The sequence below is a fragment of the Lysinibacillus sp. FJAT-14745 genome (assembly GCF_001275675.1).
Taxonomy (GTDB): domain Bacteria; phylum Bacillota; class Bacilli; order Bacillales_A; family Planococcaceae; genus Lysinibacillus.
Genome location: NZ_LITM01000001.1, coordinates 83049 through 105625, shown reverse-complemented (window position 1 = coordinate 105625; position 22577 = coordinate 83049). Strand labels below are relative to the sequence as shown.

Here is a 22577-nt window from a genome sequence, read left to right as displayed (position 1 = left end):
ATTGTAAGTTTTTATTTTACAGTTATTATACCGCCTTTGCTAATTAGTTCCAATTTATTTGACGCATCGCCAATCTTACCTGTCTTTAATGTATCCGTATGTTCTTCTTTCTGATAACCTTCCAAATTAACGCTTATATCAGATGATTCACTGTTCGCTTTAAGCTCTAATGATTTTGGTGCCTCTTTGTATGCTATTGTAATATCCCCTGAAGCAGTTTCTACAAATAATGCTTTTCCTTCGATGATTTCCTTCATTAAGACCTCACCGCTAGTCGAAGTAATTTTCGTTTTCGGACTGTTCACTCTAGTCATATAGCTATCACCATTTGTAGCAGCTATTGTTAATTCATTTAAAGAACTGTCTGCGATACTCAATTCACCATCTTTTGATGTAATTGTACCTTTATCTGCCGATAGCCCTTTAATGGTTTTAGCGCCAGAATCCGTAGAAATTGAAAGTTCTTCTGTTTCAATGTTGTTAATTTTAATATCACCATAACTATTTTTTAATACAATCTTCTTCATTGCATTTTTAGGGATCGAAATGTGAATAGTATCTTTTTTTCCAAAGCTAAAGTTTTTCATAACCCCTTCTTCAGTGTCTTGTTGAAGTACCTTTACTTTTTTCCCGTCTTTCTTAATTTCAACAGGATTGCTTTGCTGCTTTTGTTGTTGCTTACCTTCAAATTCAATCGTTAGTTTATCAGATTCTGTATTTTCTAATGCTATATTCCAAGACTCAATGTTTATTTCTAGCTCTTCAACTTCCTTAACATCAAAGGACTGCTCTTCAGTGATGCTCTTTTCTCCTTTGATTTTAAGGGTGAAGAATAGTCCACCTATTGCAATAACGAATATCGAAGCAATGATCGCTTTTTTCACTTTACATCCTCATTTCTCATTAAATTAAATCTACTTTGTCGACTTTATAATAGGACAGATAACCGATAATAAGCCCTAATAGACACATGATTGTTGGGACAATGATAAATTGAGATAAACTAGTAGATGTATCCCCATTTGAAACCGTTGCATTAATCAAAAATCCAATTAAGACAGCTGACGTTATTGTCGCAGCTGTTGATTTTTTTCGCATACCAAAGTACAAAGGAATTAAGCTTACCCCAGCCATCATAAACGCATTAATAAGGGTAGACGGTATAGTAGCTACCATCTCCTGTATCTCAACAGGAGCTTCAAATAAGTTCATCATTGGATTTAAAAAATAAACAGCGATATTCATCAAAAAGGTTGCAATGATAATGCTAAAGAAGCAAAATCCGAAAACTAGAGATAGCTTAGCGAAAATAATTTTTTTCCTTTTTAATGGATACGTAAATAATAATTGAACCGTCTTATTTTTGTATTCATCAATGACTAAACGAGATAAAATCACACTTGCAAAAATGATAAACACAATGCGAATTAAAATATTTGTTAAAGACATAAAATCTGTATAATCTAGAAACATCTTTTCATCTCCAGAACCAACAGCCATAAGTGCCACTGCCGCAAAAATTCCAATAATACAAATGATTAAGCCTTTAAAATAGCTAGACATACTATTCTTTTTCCATTCAAGTCTTAATAGTTTAAGCAATTTGATTCCCTCCATTAATAAGATTTAAGAAATACTCTTCTAAATGCTGTTGTTGTTTTTCAATGCCGTTGACAGCAATGTTATTGAATATAAGCTCTTTATTAATTTGGGATTGAGAAATATCATGTTCAAAAATTCGAATACAATGCTGATTGACAATTTCATATTTTTGAATTCCTAATTTGTTCTCTATCACATGAATCGCTTTTTTTGCATCGTCTATTTGTATCTCCAAATACTCCATGTTCTCTTTTCGAACATCGTCCATCCTTACCTCTTTTAATAACTTCCCATGATGAAGGATGCCAATTGTATCCGCTATTGATTCAATTTCTGACACGATATGACTGGATATTAAAATGGTGATGCCAAGCTTCTCCTTTAGATGTAGCAAGAGCTCCCGAATATCTTTAATACCGATAGGATCAAGGCCATTAATTGGCTCATCCAAAATAAGAATTTCCGGTTTGGCAACAATGGCACGTGCGATGCCTAATCTTTGCTTCATTCCTAGCGAAAATTCATATATTTTTTTATGTTCAACACCATTAAGACCTACTATCTCTAATGCCTCCTCAGCGGCTCCTTTTTCATAAACCCCAATATACTCACAGTGAAGCTCTAAATTCTCCTTCGCTGTTAGCCTGTCGTAAAATTCAGGGTACTCGATAATGCTGCCTATTTTGCTCAAGTATTGATAGGAAGTAGTAGAAATGGATTGATTAAATATTTTAATATCACCTGAAGTTGGTTTTACTAAGTTTAAAATCATCTTCATAATCGTTGTCTTTCCAGCGCCATTCGGACCTAGAAATCCATAAATCTCCCCCTTCTTAACGTTCATATTGACATTCGAGACGGTTTCGACACCTTTAAAGCTCTTACTTAATTGATGTAGTTGAATAACAGTTTCCATGTTATGTACTCCTTATCGTTTTGAATTCGTTACATTAAGCTTAATAAACGAAAGTAAAATCAAAGTAAACTCTATGGAAAATGACAGTAATTTTTTCAAGAGAGTAAGGATATAAAGGTCAGAAGCTGTTATGATGAAATTGAAATGAGGGATAAAAATGGAAACTGCAGAAAAAATCCTAATCGTAGATGATGAAATTGGCATCTTAAAATTATTAGAAATTACGTTACGGAAAGAAAACTTTATACATATTGATACTGCTTCTACGGGCAAAGGGACACTACAGCTTGTAAAAGACAATCATTACGATATTATTTTGCTCGATATAATGCTACCAGATATAAGTGGCTTTGAACTTTGCACAGAAATACGCAAGCATACAAATACACCCATTATTTTTGTCAGTGCTCGCTCTACTGATTTTGATAAATTAACGGGATTGGGTATTGGCGGAGATGATTATATAACCAAGCCTTTTAATCCTTTAGAGGTCGTTGCTCGCATAAAGGTCATCCTTCGACGTCAAAAAATGTATGAGAGTTCTCAGCAACAGCAGAGTACAAAATTTGATTTCGGTTATTTTGCTCTTAATCCTGAATCTGCTACATTAACCGTTCACAATCAGCTCGTCGAATGTACAGCTAAAGAGCTAGAGCTACTGCACTTCTTTTGTAAAAATCCAAATCGTATTTTTACAACTTCACAGCTCTATGAATTCGTATGGGGAAATGATGTATATGGCGAGGAGAAAACCGTCACGATTCATATTTCAAAGCTAAGAAAAAAACTTGGGGATGATACGCGTAAACCTAAAATAATTGTGAATTTAAGGGGCATTGGGTATAAATTCATTCCACCGAAAGAGGATTCACTATGCGAATAAACACTCGATTTACGTTGCATCTTGCACTGGGGATTATTCTGTGGATACTTTTGAGCGGAATGTGTATTGTTATCGGACTCGAAGGTATTCTTCCACTCTTTAAAAAATCTGTTAGTGAAGCTTATCAGAGTCTACTAGTCGCATGGATTTTCGGATTCAGCACAATTGTTTGTATCGCTGTATTTGGTTGGTATTTCGGGGGTCCTCTTGGTTTTATAATGTCTTGGATTTATCAGCTATCACAGGAAAACTACAAACAGCCTGTTGGATTATCTAAAATCTATACACGCAAAGGAAAGCTCCGCATGCGTTATATGCTATATCAAGAGGTACTTCAACACCTACAATCCTTATCAGGAAAATTAAAAGCTGCTGAAACAGAACGTGAAAAAGTTGAACAAGCAAAACAAGAATGGATTGCCGGTATATCCCATGATTTAAAAACACCCTTAACGTATATTACAGGCTACTCTACCCTACTATTAAACGATCAATACGATTGGTCCAAAGAGGAAGCTCGTTCCTTCATTCAAGAAATTGCAGATAAAGGCCAGCATATGGAGGAACTTATTCAAGATTTAAGCCTCGTCATTCAGTTTAATAATACAGACGGTCAGTTACCCTTACATAAAACCAATCAGGATATTGTGGATTTCACAAAAAGAATTGTTGCTAATATAAGCAACAATCCACAGGCCAATGACTATATATTGCATTTTCAAACTGATACAACTGTTATAAACATTGACTTTGATACGAAATTCATGCAACGCATATTACAAAACATACTTATGAATTCCATTATCCACAATCCACCTAACACAAATATTTATACACAGATTTTTGATAGGGCAGATCATGTAGAAATCCACATTGTGGATAATGGCATAGGTATGTCCACACACATGCAAGAAAATATTTTTCAGCAATATTATCGCGGAACAACAACTGATGCCTCCTCAGAAGGTACTGGACTGGGCATGGCGATCGTTTATAAGCTCGTTCAAGCTCATAACGGCACTATCTCAGTACAGAGCGAACCCTCTGATGGGACTACGTTTATTATTACATTACCTAAAAAATAGAAACCCCACCTCTTAGAAGCTAACATCTAAGAGGTGAGATTTTTGTGTATTTTACTAAAAATTCAAACGATCCAACTTTTCTTACCCCTCGCCTAGTTACTTTTGAATGCCTTTTTATTTGATAACAAAAGTGCACAAAGAATAATAAATATCCCTACTATATGCTGCAATGCTAATGATTCGTTTAAAATAAAATACCCCATCAGTACACCAACTACGGGAACAATGTAATTACTAAAGGAAGCAAATAATGCTCCCTCTTTTTTTATTAATAGGTTATAAAGCATGTAAACAATCCCCGCGTGGAAAATACCTAAAATAACAATCGTGGCCATTTGTAGCCCGTCTATATCCAAATGTAATGGTCGTTCAAAGATAAAGGCTAATGGTAATAATATGATTGTAGAAATCCATAATACATTTCGCATATGAATAACCGGCGAACGATTATCTAATTTTTCCATTAAAATCAATGACAGTGCAAAACTAATTGCCGCCAATAAGAGAAGCACATTTCCAAATACCGTTCCTGAGCCATCCATTACTTGTGTCGGCCATGATAGAATAACTATTCCTAAAAAGCCTAAAAAAATACTGAAAAATTGAAACTGACTTACTTTCATTTTAAAGAAAAGGACGAAAAGAATTAAAGTGATGATTGGTACTGTCGCTATAAGCATAGATGCAATACTGCTCGATACATACTTTTGACCTTGGGCAATAAGGATAAAGGGTAACACTACTTCAAAAAAAGCAATTCCAACATACAATTTGAAATCGGTCGAGCTTTTTTCTCTTTTAAAAACTAAGCTAATGAAGGATAAGCATAGAGCACCAATAATCGCTTTTAGCAAAGATAGGGTAACTGCTCCAACATCATTCGTTACTAACGCTACGAAAAAAAATTGAGAACCCCAAATACAGCTTATTAAAAGTAAAAGAATATATTTACTCATTGTGCTCCCCTCCTGTGCCCAAAGTAATTGGTTCCTATTACGCCAATAATAATGACTAGCCCACCAATCAAATGATAGAAATGAAATGTTTCCTGTAAAAAGATCACACCCGAAAGTATTGTAATAAGCGTAGCAAAATTACTAAAAACACTCATTTTGGAAGCTTCCAATATCGATAAAGTATAATTTGATAAGTAGGAAGTAACGAGGGAAGATAGAATACCTAAATATAAAATAGCTATAACAAAATCTACATGAACAAATGGTTTGAAAAATTGAAGAAGCGTACCATTTATTAAGTGATTTCCAATTGCTACTCCATTAAAAATAACAAACCCACATAATGTCATCACATATGTTAATGTCAATAATGAATATTGTTTTGTAAGCTTTCTTGCTAAAACGTTATATAACGAAGCCGCACAAGCTGACATTAATATAAATCCGCTACCGATTAAATTCCCTGAGCTAGCACTTCCATTGTTCATAAAAAGCATATAGATAACACCAAATACTGATAAACTAATGAAAATAAGTTGTTCACGTGTAGCTTTTTCCTTTAAAAGTACACTTGCAAGCAATAATGTAAAAATAGGAATGGTCGCTTGAATAATTCCTGCCTCTGTGGAGGAAATTCTTGCGAGTCCAAGCACCTGAAAAGTAAAAAATGCTATCGGATATAATAGTGCCAAAGGTAGAATTTTAGCTATATCTTGTTTATTAATTTTTAACTTATTCTGTGTAATGACTATACAAAAGACTATACCAATAAGTGCTATAGTAAATCGGTGTGCAAGCGTATCAATAGGGCTTGCCACTGTCAATGTAACTTTAACAAACATAAATGATAGCCCAATGACAAAAGCATAAATAATTGCTGCCAAATACGCCTTTCTTTTCATTGTCATATAATGTACTCCTTCTCTTCATTCCGGCCGGTAAAGCTATAGTAATAAAAAGTAAAGACTCGCACGATATAAAAAATACACATCTGTACCGATACAGATGCGTAGGAGGCTGTATATGCTTAAATATGAATTAATCTATTCCAATCTATTGAACCAAATACAAACAGGTGCCCTACAGTCTGGTGCAAAGCTTCCCTCTATTCGTCATTTATCACAAGAATTTTCTTGTAGTAAAAGCACCATTTTGACCGCCTTAAGGAAACTGGAAGATCAGCATCTTATATATGCTCTATCCAAAAGTGGTTACTATGTTGTTGACAATCAACTCCCAGATAAGCCACAAGAGTACAATTGTATAGACTTTGCGACATCATCACCTAGTTGGCATGCATTCCCCTACAAGGATTTTCAGCATTGTATTAATAAAGCTATTGAGACATATCAAGCAGACTTATTTCGATACGGAACAGCAAAGGGATTGCCTTCGCTAATTATAGAAGCAAAAAAATTGTTAGAATCGTATCAAATATTCACAAAGAAAGAGAATATCTTTATCACTTCTGGTGTACAGCAGTCTCTCTGCTTGTTAAGTGTTATGCCATTTCCTAATAATCGGACAACAATTCTAGTAGAGCAGCCTAGCTACCACCTATACATGGATTATTTAAAAACATATCAAATACCAGTAATGGGCATTAAAAGAACATTAAAAGGCATAGATTTAGAGGAGTTAGAAACTCTTTTTAAGAAGTATGACATTAAGTTTTTTTATACAATGCCACGCCTGCACAATCCTCTAGGTACTTCCTTTAGTAAAAAAGAGAAGGATGATATTCGAAAGCTTGCCTATAAATATAATGTTTATATCGTTGAAGATGATTATTTAGCGGATTTCGATCAAAATACAAAAAATGATCCAATATTTACAGATGATACGGAGGGGCATGTTATATATTTAAAAAGCTTCTCCAAAATTATGTTTCCAGGCTTACGTATTGGACTTGCTATATTACCAGATGTATTCATTGATAGTTTTCAAAAACATAAAAACACCACGGATATTGATAGTTCCATGATTTCACAAGCTGCGCTAGAGCTATATTTAAAAAGTGGTATGTTTGAACGGTACCAAAAGAAAGTGAGCGAATCCTATACAATACGTGCCAATATACTTCAACAATCCATAAAAACTTATTTACCAAAATATCAAGCATCTACAGAAATTTGCATGCATAGTCATATCGTATTACCAAGGGAAGTCAATACAAATATGCTAATACAGCATTTAGCACAACAGGACATTTATTTAGATACAATTGATCGTAATTATTTAAATGGGTTTTACCGAGAACGCATTTTAAAACTAAATGTTTCGAATGTTGCAGACCAAAAAATTGAAGTCGGTATAAAGGGAATTGCTCATGCCCTTAGCAATCCTAATAACTACTTTTAGGTGGGAATGGATTCATTCATGAAAATTTGTATCTAGACATATAGTTAGACATCATCATTTGGTTCAATAAGGAGGATTATATGCATTCGGAAAAAATGAGGCTAAGAAAAATTCAACATCTAGCTCATGAAATTACTGATGAAATGAATAAAGGTGAAGAACTTACTCACTTAGAAACATTGATTCCCGTTATTGATAATTTATCTCGTGCAATTGGAGATTTAACAGATTCCTATGGACAGTATTCATTAGATTATGTAGAGGAAAAAGTGAAAAATGCTCATTCGCTTTTATTTAACAAGGTAAAAGTCGATGTCTATTTATAAAGGTATAGGAAAAGAGGCTGGGACAAAACTCGATTATTTTGAAAAATAGCGAAAATAGATAATAACTTTTCGCTTCGATGAGTTGTGTGTTCCTTCCTAAATCAAAAAATGTTAGACCGAAATACAATCGGTCTAACATTTTTTCTTTTTGTCCCAGCCTCTTCATACTTAATGCGTTTCAGGATTAAATGTCTTACAATCTGTTTCTTCACTATTAGATGCCTGTTGTCCCTTTTGACTTACAACATAGATTTTTTCTGCCCCACATCTGTTTCCAGCGTTCCAAAATGTACAGTTATTCACTTCACAAAGAATTTCTTGTGCCATTGTTTCCACACCTCCTCTTTTTTATCATTAACAAAATCGAGGTATTCAATACTTATTTAGATGGTGTAATGAAACAGAAGTATACATATTATATGGATGTTTATTGGTTTCCGGTAAAGAAATTTAAGTTCCATGATTATAAAAAATGCTATTGCCTTCAGATAGGTAATAGCATTTTTTTCCGCATGTTATTCAATAACTTTTGTCGGTGTTGCCTCTTGTACAATTATCATGCCATCATATGCCTCAGCAGGTGTCATTTTAATCGTATAAAGCATCTGAGTAAACTTGTACCAAAAGCTAAAATCATCGCCGATATTACCCATTCTTTGTTTTTTTGCTATGATGTCAGCTAACTCCTGAGATTCATTAGCCTTTTTAAAGTCAACATAGAAAATATTGTCCTTGAGCTCACCAAAGGCGTCTACTAAAGCATTATGATGTTCAATCGTATATTCTTTTCTTTCGCCAGATCCATTTTGTGCCTGGAACGTATTGTTAACAAAGTCTGTCCCAATAGCAAAGTACGCATCTTTATACACTTCGTCTAAGTATTGGCCCATTGATTTGTATCCTGCCACATTTGCAGAAGTTTTCTCTATATGTCCATTATGAGCAGACATTAGTACTTTATCATGACCTTGAGACGCTTCAAAATCAACGATCCATTGTAAGTTGTTCGCTAAATATTCATCACGAAGACTCATATAATTACTGTCATTTAAAAATAATTGCGTTCGTTGCTTCATGATTTGTGCATATTGAGCAGCAAATAAATAAGCTTCTTTCGAGGATTGCTTTTCATAAGAATCTTTATTTGTTTGCAAATCTTTTAAGATGGCATCAACATTTTTATCAAGCTCCTCTAGCTGACTAGTTGATAAATCTCTCATTGTGTTATTCGTTACATCTTTTAGCTGTGCCTTATATTTCTTAGCGCCTTCATTATTAACCACTTCGTAATAATCTAGTAACCCTTTTTTACTATAATCATAGCGTTGCATATCGTTACCGTAAAAATAAATTTTATCTTTCTCATCGGCAGTCATATTATAATCATGCATCCATTGTACAAACTCAATCATTTGCTCCGTTTTATAGATACCATAATCCAAAGCTTTTACCGCTTCCTCAGCTGTGCCAGTACCATTTAAAATAAACTGATTAATTTGCTGAGCGCCACCAAAATCCCCTTCTAATACAAAAACACGAACATTTTCATTTTTAATGAGAGCCTGAAATACATCCTTCTTTAACGTTTGAAATTCAACGTTCCCATGTGTTGCTTCTCCAAAACCTATTACTTTCACATCATCTGGAATATCGATATCTTCAACCGCAGATGTATATTTTAAAGCATCTTTAACGGCTTCACCCTTTCCGCAGCCCGCTAGAGCTAACAAAAGAAATAATGATGAAATTAGTAAAAAGCTCCTTTTAACAAATACCATTTTAAAAATCTCCCTTAATCTATTAATTGCCCGTAGTCGCCCGACTGGTGAGGATGAAGGAAATCCCCGTTTACTTTATACAGCTTTTCGTTGGAAATATAAATACCCTCCAAGGAAAAACAGTACGAATCCTCCTCCTACAACTGTTAACAATTGATCCCAAGGCACGAAGAATACATCACCTGTATTGCCACCTACATTCATCATCAAGAAGGGCTGTCCCCATGGATAGTAAGGTCCAAAACGTGCAGAATTGACTGCTAATATAGACGGTAAAGTAAAAGTGACGTTTACTGCAAATGGAGCAGCAAAACTTTTAAACATGATGGACGTCCATAGCTGTAACGCTACTAATGGCATTGTCGCTAACCATCCGCCAAGAATACTTTTCCACACAATTTCCATTGGGAAAGGATCTGAGTAGCCTTTCATAATACCTACTGCATATATAGAACATAAATATAGTATCTGCATCGCCAGCACAAGAAGCATAATTAATACATACTTTGCAACAAACACTTTCCCTCTTGTCACAGGTAGTGCTAAAAGTTGTTTCCAGCCACCAGATTGATGTTCATATCTACAAATAAGACTCGCAAATACTCCTGAAATTAAAGGTAGGAATAATAATGCATACAATAAATTCATAGAAATTAATGAGCTATACCATTCATTGACTCCAGAATCTGACATGTCACTAAAATTCGATGTTAACCCGATAAAAAGTCCGATTATTGGCCCTGCTAAAATTATGGGCACCATTTTAGATTTTCGCAGTTTAAACCATTCAGCGCTCAGTATAGACCACATTTACTTTACATCCCTTCTAGCAAAATCTATCATTCCGATAATATACAGTAAAATACCGACACTTACTCCAAGCATGACATTAATAACGGGCTCATCCCATTGATTCATTAAAGATGGCCATTTCCAAATCATCCAGTCAGGCAATACAAATGATGAATAAGCAAAAATCACGCCGAAAATACCTACTGTAATGGGTATCCCCTGATTATGACAAACGCTTGCAATCCAAAGCTGAAGTGCCAATATTGGCAACGAAGCAAAAAATGGATAATAAGCAAGTTTAGCAATTTCCGCATATGGTATGCTATCACCTAAATCTAAAAACACACCATAAGCCATTGACAATAACATTAAAATCGTGGAAGACATAAACAATAATATTGCTAGAACAGTGAATTTTGATAAATACACTGTTAATTTAGATACAGGTAGTGCAATTAATTGCTTCCAAGCGTTCGTTTCATTTTCAATGCTCGCCATAAATGAAGTTAAAATAGCAATCCCTAAAACTATAGCAAGTGGTGTAAATGAATGAACGTTTAATAAATAGAAACCCCAATCGTCCTCGCTTTGCTCTAACAAATAGTCCTTCCTTACGCCGTAATTCACCATTTGCATGGCAACAACACCTATTGGTCCTAATGCTGTTAAAAACCAGAATCCTTTGCGTTTAATTTTCAAAAAGTCAGAAGTTAACAGTTTTCCTATCATAGCGCTTGCTCTCCTGTTGTCATTTGAAGGAAGATCTCCTCTAAAGATCGTTTCTCTTCCTCTACTCGGTAAACCGAAATACCTTCTCGTACAAGGATTTGTACAATATGTGCTACTTTTTCATCTGAGCATTCATCAAATAAAATAAGGTCATCCTTATGTTCTGCCTTAATGCCATTTGCAACTAGTGAACGCCAGCCCTTTTCACTATCGCTCACTTTAATGACTACCTTTGGCTGAGCAAATCTACGCATGGCTTCAATTGAATCTTGGAAAATCATTTTCCCCTTTGTCACAATGCCCACTTGCGTAGCCATTTGATCTATTTCAGATAATAGATGGCTTGAAATAATAATCGTCATTCCATATTCTTCAGGAAGTCGTTTAATCAAATTACGAATTTCGATAATACCAGATGGATCAAGACCATTCGTTGGTTCATCTAAAATAAGTAATTCAGGATTATGTAACAGGGACGCAGCAATACCTAAACGTTGCTTCATCCCAAGAGAAAAGCCTTTTACTTTTTTATCTGCAGCATCCTTCAAACGAACAATTTCTAATACTTCATCGATGCGTGACTTCGGTACACCTAAAATTTTTCGTAACGCTTCTAAATTTTCATAGGCCGTTAAATGTGGATAATAGGAAGGGTTCTCCACTAATGAACCCACCTTTGCTAAAATATTAATTCGTTCTTTCGTTAAATCTTTTTGGAAGATTTTAATTGTCCCAGAAGATGGCTTCATTAATCCAAGAAGCATACGAATCGTCGTAGTTTTTCCCGCTCCATTAGGTCCTAAAAATCCATATATTTCACCTTTACGTATTTTTAAATTTATATTTGATACAGCTTGCTCTTTACCAAAACTCTTTGATAAATTTTCTGTTTGTACGATATATTCCATTGTCCTCACCTCTGTAATTATCATAAGAAATGAAGGTTAAAAACAGGTAAGGTTCAAGTTTAAATTTTGTTTAAAAAAGACACTTTATCATAACGTATGTTGATTTCCGTTTGGCAGAGGGCGTCCGATGAGCCTCTAATCCCCAAGGAGTATGCATGGCTTAGGAATCAAAAAAACAGCATGCCATAAGCTTTGCTGGCATACTGTTTGGACAATTACAGAAATGAAGCATGCCTTAACATGCTTCACGAATTATTCTATTTATAATGTTTAATTTTAATCTTTGTGCCGGATTCGCTGGACTCAATATCCCAGTCTAAGTTCATGCCCTTCACCATAATATCAACAATCGATAAGCCGATACCGGCACCTTTCGCATTGGATTCATTTTTCATTCCTTTTCCGTGATCCTTTATGATAAATGCATCATAGTGCTCCGTCGATTCGGTTTCCACGCCAATATATTTCCCGCTGCTCGCATGACGTAATATATTTTGAAATAAATTATCGAATATACGTCCAAGCCAAATCGGATCAATTTGCCATTCATTTTTCTCAAATGGATGTAGCTCAATATCGATTTCAAAGCCTTCCTTTTCAAACACTGGATACCATGTAGTCATTTGCTCACGCGCAAAACGTATAACGTTGATTTCTTTCGCCTCAAATTTATATTTACTAGCCGTCAGTAATGTATAAGACATTAAATTTTCTATTAAAGCGTCAATATTAACAATCGATGTTTCCATTGCCTTAATCGCTAGTTTTCCATCCTCTGATAATACCTCTTTACTAACTGAATATGATTGTGCCCGTATTTTCGTTAATGGTGTTCGTAAATCATGTGATAAATTAGCAATCAATTCACGTCTTAGCTGTTCTTCCTTTTGCTCACGATTTTTACTTTCCCTAAGCTCACATACCATGCGATTAAAACTTTGTTCAAGCTGACCAATTTCGTCCTTCTTCTTGACCTTTGTTGCAATAGGTAAGCCGTCTACATCACGAATTTCCATCGCTTCCTGAAGGTGCAATAGTCGCTTCCGAATCCCTCTGAAAAATAAAAAGGAGACTATAATGAAAAATAATATAATCGCAATAACACCGAAAAATACGAATGCTCCATATTGTTCATAAACATTTTTAAGAGGTGGATTAAACACTTCTCTTGGAATCTCAAAAACGATAAACCCATTTGATTCGTCCTGTCCTAAAAAAGCTATAACTGTAAACGGATCTTCCCCATAACGCTCTTTAATAAATTTTGTAGTATACGCAGGAGTCCATTTCGATGGAAGCTGTTCCTTCACATTCACTTTTGTTAGTAAAGTTCCATCCTCGGCTACCCAAAACATAGAAGATTTTGGATATAGCTTTTGCCAATCCTTAAAATGTTGAGAAACTGCTACATCGGTAAAACTTTTTATACTTTTAGCTTCCGTATGCCATTTTTTCTCTACTTCGTTTTCTCTGAGAACTTCACTTGAAAAATCAGTTTTTCCTATTCCAAAAATAAAAGCGGCACTAGCAAAGTATGATAATTGAACAATAGAGATGGCTAAAAAAATAATCAACATATACTTTGCTAATAATGATCGGAAAAATTTCATAGTTTCACCCGATATCCAATGCCACGAATGGTTTCGATAATCGTCGGTTTCGCTGGATTAATTTCTATTTTTTCTCTTAAGTATCGAATATGTACCATTAATGTTTTATCGCCTTCTATGTAGCTTTCACCCCAGACACCTTCATAAAGCTGTTCCTTCGTTAAAATTTGATTTAAGTGGCGAATAAAATACTGTAACAGATAGAACTGCTTACCAGTTAATTGAATTTCTTCATCCGTCTGCTTATTGATAATCCGCATTTCTTTCGTATAAATTTTTAAATGTTGAAGATCTAGTACATCATCATTCTTCTGATATCTTCTTAGTAAAACCTCAACACGAGCTATAAGTTCATCTGGGTGGAATGGCTTTGTCAAATAATCATCTGCAAAGTTAAGGCCCTCTATTTTATCCTCTACAGCTGTTCGTGCTGACAGCATTAAAATCGGGATTTCTTTATTTTCCCGCTTAATTCTTTTGCCAATCGAAAAGCCATCTAATCCTGGTAGCATCACATCCAATATAGCAATATCCTTAGAGGCTATGTGCTGATCGACCTCTTCTCCAGATTCAAGCCATGTAACCTTATATCCTCTTTCTGTTAAATCCTTTGTCACCCATTGACCAATCTCTTTTTCGTCTTCTATGTACAATATGCGATACAATGTCAATCCTCCTAATCTATGATTTCATAAAGCCTTAAAAATAACGTTATACTAAAAAACCATATTTCGCATTATATAATTTCAAATATTTATTCAATTTTAAACTTATATAACAACTTATCGAACGCCCCCATGACAGCGCCTAATCGGAACTGAGATGAACCCCACGTTTTGTTGGTAAGCCTACTTAATTGAATTCAGCATTCATTAACGCTAAACAAAGTTGCGTGTTTTACTCATGCGTCCTTTCGGATTGAATAATAAACTTTACGTACTGCTGGAATGAAAGGAGCAATAAGATGAAAACATTAGTATCCGCAAAAAACGTGACTAAAATTTACAACAAAAACCAATTACCTGGACTCAATAAAGTATCTTTTGACATTCAATCAGGTGAATTTGTTGGGATTATGGGGGCATCAGGCTCAGGAAAAACAACTTTATTAAATATTCTATCAACAATTGATACACCAACAAAGGGTGAAATTTTAATTGATGGCGTTGATCTAAAAACACTTAATGATAACAAATCTGCTGATTTTAGAAAGAATCATTTAGGCTTTATATTTCAAGAGTATTTTTTGCTAGATAGTTTATCAGTTAAGGAAAATATTGCAGTCCCTCTTACTTTACTGCACAAATCTCCAAAAGAAATAGATACAACGATCGATAATCTAGCAAAGCGTTTTGGTATATACGAACAATTATCAAAGTACCCTAGTCAACTTTCTGGCGGGCAAAAACAAAGAGTTGCCGCGGCTAGAGCGATTGCGAAACAGCCAAGTATTTTATTTGCTGATGAACCAACAGGTGCATTAGATTCACACTCAGCAACCGAGTTACTTCAAAAGTTAAGAGAAGTGAATGAGGAACTTCATACAACTATTTTAATGGTAACCCACGATGCTTATGCAGCAAGCTTTTCAAGTAGAATCCTGCTATTTAAAGATGGAAATATAATAAAGGAATTAAAAAGAAACAATCAAACTAGAAAACAATTCTTCGAAGAAATATTAAGGGAAATCTCTAAATAAAGACCAATAGGGTGAAAGGAAGGCATTATGGTGGGATTATTAACAATTGCAAAAAAGAATTTGAAGAATAATTTTTCCTTCTACTCGTTCTATTTCGTTTCTGTAGCCTTTGTGCTGACGGTGTTCTTCTCTTTTATTTCATTTTCTATGAATAGTATTGTATTGGAGAAAATTTCGTCAGATGGAAGAGTAGAAACAATGTCAAGAGTAGTAGCGATGCTGGTGATGGCATTTGTATTATTCTATATGTCATATTCAAATACCTTCTTTATGAAAAAAAGAACAAAAGAGCTTGGGATCTATTCGCTCTTAGGGTATCGGAAATCAACAATGGTAAAACTTTTAACGCTCGAAAATATTTTAATTTGTTTCTCTGCATTAATTGTTGGGATCCTTCTCGGTGCCGTTGCACATAAAGGTATTGTCGGAGCGATTGTCAAATTATTAAAATTACAAATCGAAACTTCCGAAATACCATTTATTAATATAAAAGCTGTTATATTTACATTTATTTTCATATTCGCTATTTTAATCGTCTTATTATTATCAAACTGGATAATCCTTCGAAAAAGTACATTACTAATGTTAGTACGAATGGATAAAAAGGAAGAAAAACAAGTAAAAATTAATACAGCCTTCTCATTCATTGGGCTACTTCTTATATTGTTCGGTTATTTCTTAGCTCTTGATATTACAAGAGGAATTCAATCGTTGTGGAAAACGATAGGTTTTTCACCTATTGCACTTGTAACTTTAGTATGTGTGATACTAGGTACTATTTTTTTTATTCATTCTTTTTTACCATTCATTATTCAAAAATTAAAGAAGAGGAAAAGTTGGTTTTATAACGAATCAAATATTATCATCATTCCAAACTACATTTTTAAAATCCGTTCGATGGCAAAGACTTTAATTTTGTTAACTTTATTAGTTTCAGGAACTTTGGCTTTATTCGGCTCTACCGTCCTGACTCTTTACCATCCAGTTGCTGCCACAGAACGAATTATTCCGTCAGCTATAGAATTCCCAGTGGAAAACAAACAATTGGCTACTGAGGCCATCCAAATTGCAGAGGATACTGCTGGTAAAGAAAGTGTGAAACACAAAGAAACAACTATTATCCAAATAACATCGTCTTCTACTAATTTACCGCAAGAATATAGTATTAAGGAATATCCAGGATTTGATCTTATCTCCGAATCAGATTATAAGGAACTAATACGTAATCAGGGAAAAAAGGTAGAATTCGAAAATATAAATGACAATGAAAGTATTTTAGTAAAATATCGACCTGACAAAAAGAAGCTAGATAAAGGAAATATTTATACATTAAACATAACACCAACAAATAGTGTAGATATTAAAGTCAAAGATACGACATTACTTAACCCAATAGGATTCGCCAATAGTGTAGGAACGCTTATTATCTCAGACAAACTTTACAAAGAAGTAAAATCCTTCGGGCTACCAGAAAAGACGATAATGAGCATTAATGGGACGAATATGAGGAAAAATAAAGAAGTTTACGAAAACTTAGCTCCCCTATTTAAAAATAACAATTATTTTTCAAGTAGCTACCAAAAAGTAGACTTCCTAATCCAACAAAATAGTTCAACCTTCTTACTCATTAGCTTCGTTACGATTATCTTTTTTATTGCAACAGGCAGCATTTTATACTTCCAAAATCTTTCAAATGCTATATCAAAAAAAGATGAGTTTGCTATTCTACAAAGAATGGGCTATAACAAGAAAAAAGTAAAAAAAATAATTAGTAAAGAAGTTTTTGCGCTATTCAGCATTCCCTATGTATTAGGGTTAACACACAGTATTTTCGCAATGATCACATACAAAACCGCTTTAATGGATGACTTATTAGGAAAAAGCAGCGCCTTTTTATTACCTATTTTATTCGCGGTCATAGTTTTCACTCTAGTATATATCATTTATTATTTGTTAACGAAACGAGCATGTAATAAAATTATTTTCAATAATAAGTAGTAAAAAATGACAAGTATAGCTGGTGTATAAATGTATGCATCAGCTTATCTGTATGTAATCTAGTAAAGGTATGTGAACGGATGAAAAAGTACTATGAATATAAACAACTTTTTATTTTAATACATCAACTTTTTATCATTACTTTTTTATGTAATGAGTTTTTGCAGAAAAATATTGTAGGAACTACAAAGTTTCTACCATTAGTACTTATAACGATTATGGTTATCTACGGGGCATATATCAGTTTCATCAATTTTAAAGACAATAAAACGCTATCACAGTTTTCTAATTTGCTATTCCTTACAGCTTGGCAATTTTTGCTTACGCTTAATGGAAACCCATTGTTTTATACATTAAGCATAGTGCTTGGTATAGTAATACTATATTTGACCGTACAATTTTTGCTCTTGTTCTTTTTCCAAGATTCCATCTATATTTATAAAAAAGAAACGGATTCCATTTTAAAAATTATATGTCTATCCACACTCGTTTCGAAATTGATAAATGATACACTTTTTGCCTTTCTATTTTCATTTCAATTAATTGTAAGTTTTAGTTGCGTTATCTTTATATTTTTGAAGAATCGAAAACGAATTTCATTTGTTTTAAAAAATGAAAAAAAGCATCTACTTCAATCTGCTACTATCCTTATTGTTCCCTTTATTGGATACGCTGTGTTGTTTGCAAAAAGTCCTGAACATTTAAGTAATCTAGGATGGTATACAGTGATTTTTTTACCTTTATTTAGTATTCACGCAATTGCTTTTAAAAACTATAAATTTTTGAGAAAATATTTTCTTTTAAAAGAATATAAAATGGGACTATTGTTGTTATGTTGTCTTGTTTTTATGAGTTTACTTGGCGTATTGTTTAATTTCAATATGATTACATATTTTATTATTTTGCATACGATTTTTTGGTTTGTGTTGCTTTATTTTATCTTGTTATTTCATGACACCAAAACTACAATGCTACATTTTGGTTCAGTACAACCTACAACGTTGCCTGAAGGTTCTTACGTACAGCATCTTGTACAGATAGCGAAAGAAGAAAAATTGAAAAATTCTTTTTCAAATTATTTACATGATGAAATATTACAGGATATATTAGCCGTTAAAAATATGATGAATAAATCTACTAAACAAGAGGTTCGCGAAATAATCGTAAATACATTAGATAACCTAAACTTGTCTATACGCGAACAGATGCAAGAATACCACCCGACTATATTAAAAACACTTACATTAAAAGAAAACTATAGTCATTTGATTGCTATGATTCAACAGAAATATGGAAACAAACATATAAAAATGAAATTTTGCTGCAATGATCATTTCTTTTTAGTTGAACCTTATCATTTAATTATCTATCGAATTTTAAAAGAGCTAGTAACCAATGCATTCAAACATTCTAAATGTACTAATCTATTTGTAAAACTGGCACTAGAAAATGACGAAATAAAGCTTATAGTAAAGGATAATGGGGTCGGTTTACTAAAGGAAAATACTGATGCTAATAATCATAGCGGTTGGGCTTCAATAAAAGAGCAGTTATTTTTATTAAATGGAAGCATGTCAATTTCAAAATGCACTCCTTCTGGCTTATGTATTACAATTCTTATTCCTATGAAAGGGGATGAATCCTATCAATATTTTATTAATAGATGACCATGCTCTGTTTGCAAAAAGCCTTGAGATAGTCTTAGCAGATTCCCCTGAAATAGAACAATTTTATTCATTACAAAATGTTGAAAATGTTATTTCTATTATTAATGAGTTTAAGCCGAATATTACGTTAATAGATATAAATTTAAGTAACATCAGTAGTGAGGATGGTCTAGGATTAGCCAAGAGCATTGTAAATAGTGAATGTTATACAAAAATAGTCATTTTAACAGGTCATGATTTACCTGTTTATCGGTATGAAGCTCAAAAAATCGGCGTCAGCGGGTTTATTAATAAAAATATTATGCCTGATAAATTATTGCAAACTTTAGTGGAAATTAACGAGGGTACTTACTATTATCCGTTATCAACGGACTATATCGAGGAATTGACTGACAGTGAAAAGCAAATATTACAATTGCTATGTGATGGATATAAACGTAAAGAGATTGCAACTATGTTATATGCAAGTGAACGTACGATTTCAAATCATATTCAGCATATATTTAATAAGTTAGATGTATCCTCCTCGCTAGAAGCTGTAACGAAAGGAATAAAATTAGGCTATATTCAGCCTAATTATTAACAACTTTAAAAGCAGAGCGTGCCATTAACATGGATGAAGTCACGCTCTGAATATAAAATTTCATCTGATTATTTAGATAAGACAATTTCCCTTAAATTTTATCTATTTAATAATCAACATATCCTTATCATCGAACTGCCACATGTCTCCATAAGCAACTTCCCAATAGTAGCCGTTTGGATCTTGGAAATAGCCACTATAGCCACCCCAGAATACAGTTTCTGGCTCCTTGACGATTTTTGCTCCTGCCTTTTTAGCTAAATCAAATACTTGATCTACCTCTTCTTTAGATTTTCCATTATAAGCGAGTGTAATCCCGTTAAAGCCATCTCCTATCGCAGGTGGATTTGCTTCGTTAATATCTTTTACTAAACGATCAAGCGGAAACAGTGAGATTTTTGTCCCTCCATTATTAAAGAAAATAACATCCGGATTTGTTTCCTCGCCATAAACAATCACTTCAAACCCCAGACCCTCTCGATAAAACCTAAGAGACTCAACCATATCTTTTACACCCAATGTAATTAAATTTAAACGATTCATCTGTCCATCTCCTTTTTAAAAGTTCCAATTATTTATTCTATAATAAACATTGAATGTCCTTTTATCTTCCGCAATCCACTCATTTTGTCTCTGTCCATATACTCTTTGTATAAGCCATTTTCAAACCACAGCGCTCCATATTATTTTGGCTAATGGATGCAAATTAATTGTAACGAACACAGAAGGTCGCCCACGTGAACTAATAAAAATTTCATACAGCGAACCATTGATATTCCACAAAAGTTACCTCCACGTTTCTATGTAACCAAAAAGTGCGTACTTTTTTTTGCAATGGCATGAAAGCATAATAAGAAGGCAATAAAGCCCTAACAAAAATCGGAGGACAGAAAAATGATCAATCATTTACAAGATACAATCACATTAAATAATGGCTTACAAATGCCAGGAATGGGTTTAGGCGTGTTCCAAATCGAAAGCGATACTACTGCAGAAATCGTCAAAAATGCGATTGAGGTTGGTTACCGTAGTATCGATACTGCCGCTATTTATGGCAATGAAGCCGGCGTCGGGGAAGGCATTAGACAAGCTCTAACATCTACAGATTTAAAACGTGAGGATTTATTTATTACATCAAAAGTATGGAACGATGGCTTGAGCTATGAAGAGACAATCGCAGCATACGAGGAAAGCTTAGAAAAATTAGGGCTAGATTATTTAGACCTCTATCTCATTCATTGGCCAGGTAAACATAAATATGAAGAAGCTTGGAAGGCACTCGAAGATTTATACGAGCAAGGAAAGATTAAAGCTATTGGGGTATGTAATTTCCATATGACACACTTGCAGGATCTTCTTAAAACAGCTCGTATTACACCCGTTATTAACCAAGTGGAATTCCATCCACGATTACAACAAGCTGAGCTACGTTCATTCTGCGAAGAGCACAATATACAACTGGAAGCTTGGGCACCATTAATGCAAGGTGGACTTCTTGAAGATGAAACTATTTCAAAAATAGCTGAAAAATACGGGAAAACAAATGCTCAGGTTATATTACGCTGGGATGTCCAAAATGGAATCGTCACAATTCCAAAGTCAGTACGAAAAGAGCGTATGATTCAAAATGCTGATATTTTTGATTTCCTTCTAACTGATGAAGAGATGACGCTCATTAACGCTATGAATCTAGAACAACGTGTGGGGCCAAACCCTGATAAATTTGACTTTGTCCTATAAATGATAAGTAGCCACTAAACTTGAAAGAGACTGTCTAATTTTCTTCTCTTAGACAGTCTCTTTCCATTCTATTCAAGATTTATGCATCATCGCGATATATTCACCAACAATCATTAGCTCATGCTCCTATATACGGATTTGGCTTGGTGATGCTTGCTGCAGCTACTACGTTCCTGTGGTTAATTTTTGATAGAAAACTATAGGTCCCTTGCTTATTGGATAAAAATAATGAAAGGAAGCCTTAAACATAAAAGCTTCCTTTTTGTATTTATCATATTTGAAGGAAAGTATCGTCAAAATATGCCTTGAAATTTGGATACAGATAGTCTAATGATGCTTGAATATCGGCCTCGTCATCAAATAAAATCTCGTGTTCAATTTCATAAATTGCACAATTTTCTTCATTATCATTTTTTAAATCAATACAAAAAATTTTTCCATACTCTTCATCCCATGAAAATGGGAGATATCCTAAACTACATAACGATGGATTATACATATCCCTAACGTTATTTAAAGGTTCCTTAACACTTTGTTCAGGTATTACATCAAAATAATGATGATACGTAGAAATAAACGCTTTATACCATTCAGGAAAATTAAGGCCAAACTCTTTTTCTAAAGTTTGAATATCTTCTTCCGTTACGGCGGAAGGAATCATTCTCCACACAGACCACTCTGCATCGATATCAACTACTTTCATTTCTTCAGGTACATCTGGGCGCATCCACCTACAAAATCCTTCTTCAGACACCTGATTATAACGTTCATAGTAAACTTCAAAACCATTTTTTATGTATGCACGAATATCCATCTTAATAACTCCTTTTGAAGAAGAATAAATTGGTCGAGATTTAAGCCTTTGAGCTGAGCCCCCTTTTACTCAGGCTTTTCAAAGCATCAACCATTAACACCGAAAGTCTTTGTTGTACATAATATAAGGT

Annotated in this window: 23 protein-coding genes; 9 read left to right on the top strand and 14 right to left on the bottom strand. The window is 34.0% G+C overall.

What is annotated here, in order from left to right:
- Positions 1 to 11: 11 nt before the first annotated feature.
- Genes AMS59_RS00525 through AMS59_RS00515 form a run of 3 tightly spaced genes read right to left on the bottom strand, consistent with a single transcriptional unit; the run spans position 12 to position 2518 of the window.
- On the bottom strand, positions 12 to 884 hold the full coding sequence (locus AMS59_RS00525) for a DUF4097 family beta strand repeat-containing protein (RefSeq protein ID WP_053481820.1): 873 nt from the start codon (positions 882 to 884) through the stop codon (positions 12 to 14).
- A 19-nt stretch (positions 885 to 903) separates the two neighbouring features.
- The gene (locus tag AMS59_RS00520; protein WP_053481819.1) at positions 904 to 1602 is read right to left on the bottom strand and encodes an ABC transporter permease; all 699 of its coding nucleotides are present in this window, start codon (positions 1600 to 1602) and stop codon (positions 904 to 906) included.
- Positions 1595 to 2518 (bottom strand): ABC transporter ATP-binding protein, encoded by a 924-nt coding sequence (locus AMS59_RS00515; protein WP_053481818.1) that lies wholly within the window; start codon positions 2516 to 2518, stop codon positions 1595 to 1597. The genes AMS59_RS00520 and AMS59_RS00515 overlap by 8 nt, the downstream gene beginning before the upstream one ends.
- A 157-nt stretch (positions 2519 to 2675) precedes the next feature.
- On the opposite strand from AMS59_RS00515, the gene AMS59_RS00510 reads away from it, so the two are divergent.
- Positions 2676 to 3401 carry a response regulator transcription factor gene (locus AMS59_RS00510; RefSeq protein WP_053481817.1) on the top strand — a complete coding sequence of 242 codons (726 nt, stop codon included), beginning with the start codon at positions 2676 to 2678 and terminating at the stop codon, positions 3399 to 3401.
- On the top strand, positions 3392 to 4486 hold the full coding sequence (locus AMS59_RS00505; RefSeq protein WP_053481816.1) for a sensor histidine kinase KdpD: 1095 nt from the start codon (positions 3392 to 3394) through the stop codon (positions 4484 to 4486). Before AMS59_RS00510 ends, AMS59_RS00505 begins: the two co-directional genes overlap by 10 nt.
- Before the next feature lie 92 nt (positions 4487 to 4578).
- Here AMS59_RS00505 and AMS59_RS00500 read toward each other — a convergent pair whose 3' ends face one another.
- Entirely contained in the window at positions 4579 to 5442 is an 864-nt protein-coding gene (locus tag AMS59_RS00500; RefSeq protein ID WP_053481815.1) for a DMT family transporter, read from the bottom strand.
- Complete coding sequence (locus AMS59_RS00495) at positions 5439 to 6350, bottom strand: DMT family transporter (RefSeq protein WP_053481814.1); 912 nt, start codon at positions 6348 to 6350, stop codon at positions 5439 to 5441. Before AMS59_RS00495 ends, AMS59_RS00500 begins: the two co-directional genes overlap by 4 nt.
- Positions 6351 to 6465: 115 nt before the next feature.
- Between AMS59_RS00495 and AMS59_RS00490 the strand changes: the two genes are divergently transcribed.
- Together AMS59_RS00490 and AMS59_RS00485 are read left to right on the top strand one after the other, a co-directional pair.
- On the top strand, positions 6466 to 7803 hold the full coding sequence (locus AMS59_RS00490; RefSeq protein ID WP_053481813.1) for a PLP-dependent aminotransferase family protein: 1338 nt from the start codon (positions 6466 to 6468) through the stop codon (positions 7801 to 7803).
- An 80-nt stretch (positions 7804 to 7883) separates the two neighbouring features.
- Positions 7884 to 8129, top strand: a complete 246-nt coding sequence (locus tag AMS59_RS00485) for a hypothetical protein (protein WP_053481812.1) — start codon at positions 7884 to 7886, stop codon at positions 8127 to 8129.
- 168 nt (positions 8130 to 8297) lie between these two features.
- Here AMS59_RS00485 and AMS59_RS23970 read toward each other — a convergent pair whose 3' ends face one another.
- The 7 genes from AMS59_RS23970 to AMS59_RS00455 form a co-directional block, all read right to left on the bottom strand.
- On the bottom strand, positions 8298 to 8456 hold the full coding sequence (locus AMS59_RS23970; protein WP_082337330.1) for a DUF1540 domain-containing protein: 159 nt from the start codon (positions 8454 to 8456) through the stop codon (positions 8298 to 8300).
- 188 nt (positions 8457 to 8644) lie between these two features.
- Complete coding sequence (locus AMS59_RS00480) at positions 8645 to 9907, bottom strand: erythromycin esterase family protein (protein ID WP_053481811.1); 1263 nt, start codon at positions 9905 to 9907, stop codon at positions 8645 to 8647.
- A 75-nt stretch (positions 9908 to 9982) separates the two neighbouring features.
- The gene (locus AMS59_RS00475) at positions 9983 to 10717 is read right to left on the bottom strand and encodes an ABC transporter permease (RefSeq protein ID WP_053481810.1); all 735 of its coding nucleotides are present in this window, start codon (positions 10715 to 10717) and stop codon (positions 9983 to 9985) included.
- Positions 10718 to 11428 (bottom strand): ABC transporter permease, encoded by a 711-nt coding sequence (locus tag AMS59_RS00470; RefSeq protein ID WP_053481809.1) that lies wholly within the window; start codon positions 11426 to 11428, stop codon positions 10718 to 10720. It abuts the gene before it with no gap.
- Positions 11425 to 12336 carry an ABC transporter ATP-binding protein gene (locus AMS59_RS00465; RefSeq protein WP_053481808.1) on the bottom strand — a complete coding sequence of 304 codons (912 nt, stop codon included), beginning with the start codon at positions 12334 to 12336 and terminating at the stop codon, positions 11425 to 11427. The genes AMS59_RS00470 and AMS59_RS00465 overlap by 4 nt, the downstream gene beginning before the upstream one ends.
- Positions 12337 to 12593: 257 nt before the next feature.
- Positions 12594 to 13946 (bottom strand): HAMP domain-containing sensor histidine kinase, encoded by a 1353-nt coding sequence (locus AMS59_RS00460; protein WP_053481807.1) that lies wholly within the window; start codon positions 13944 to 13946, stop codon positions 12594 to 12596.
- Entirely contained in the window at positions 13943 to 14611 is a 669-nt protein-coding gene (locus tag AMS59_RS00455; protein ID WP_053481806.1) for a response regulator transcription factor, read from the bottom strand. The genes AMS59_RS00460 and AMS59_RS00455 overlap by 4 nt, the downstream gene beginning before the upstream one ends.
- A 299-nt stretch (positions 14612 to 14910) precedes the next feature.
- Between AMS59_RS00455 and AMS59_RS00450 the strand changes: the two genes are divergently transcribed.
- From AMS59_RS00450 to AMS59_RS00435, 4 genes are all read left to right on the top strand, one after another.
- On the top strand, positions 14911 to 15645 hold the full coding sequence (locus AMS59_RS00450; RefSeq protein ID WP_053481805.1) for an ABC transporter ATP-binding protein: 735 nt from the start codon (positions 14911 to 14913) through the stop codon (positions 15643 to 15645).
- A 30-nt stretch (positions 15646 to 15675) separates the two neighbouring features.
- Complete coding sequence (locus AMS59_RS00445; RefSeq protein WP_053481981.1) at positions 15676 to 17643, top strand: FtsX-like permease family protein; 1968 nt, start codon at positions 15676 to 15678, stop codon at positions 17641 to 17643.
- Between the two features lie 80 nt (positions 17644 to 17723).
- Positions 17724 to 19310, top strand: coding sequence for an ATP-binding protein (locus tag AMS59_RS00440; RefSeq protein WP_053481804.1), 1587 nt, complete (start codon positions 17724 to 17726; stop codon positions 19308 to 19310).
- Entirely contained in the window at positions 19279 to 19893 is a 615-nt protein-coding gene (locus AMS59_RS00435; protein WP_053481803.1) for a response regulator transcription factor, read from the top strand. Before AMS59_RS00440 ends, AMS59_RS00435 begins: the two co-directional genes overlap by 32 nt.
- 102 nt (positions 19894 to 19995) lie before the next feature.
- On the opposite strand, the gene AMS59_RS00430 is transcribed toward AMS59_RS00435, so the two are convergent.
- The gene (locus tag AMS59_RS00430; RefSeq protein WP_053481802.1) at positions 19996 to 20436 is read right to left on the bottom strand and encodes a VOC family protein; all 441 of its coding nucleotides are present in this window, start codon (positions 20434 to 20436) and stop codon (positions 19996 to 19998) included.
- A gap of 351 nt (positions 20437 to 20787) precedes the next feature.
- On the opposite strand from AMS59_RS00430, the gene AMS59_RS00425 reads away from it, so the two are divergent.
- Positions 20788 to 21633: an aldo/keto reductase gene (locus tag AMS59_RS00425; protein ID WP_053481801.1), complete on the top strand. Its 846-nt coding sequence runs from the start codon at positions 20788 to 20790 to the stop codon at positions 21631 to 21633.
- A gap of 271 nt (positions 21634 to 21904) precedes the next feature.
- On the opposite strand, the gene AMS59_RS00420 is transcribed toward AMS59_RS00425, so the two are convergent.
- A complete protein-coding gene (locus AMS59_RS00420) occupies positions 21905 to 22447 on the bottom strand; it encodes an SMI1/KNR4 family protein (RefSeq protein ID WP_053481800.1) in 543 nt (180 codons plus the stop codon).
- Positions 22448 to 22577: the final 130 nt, after the last annotated feature.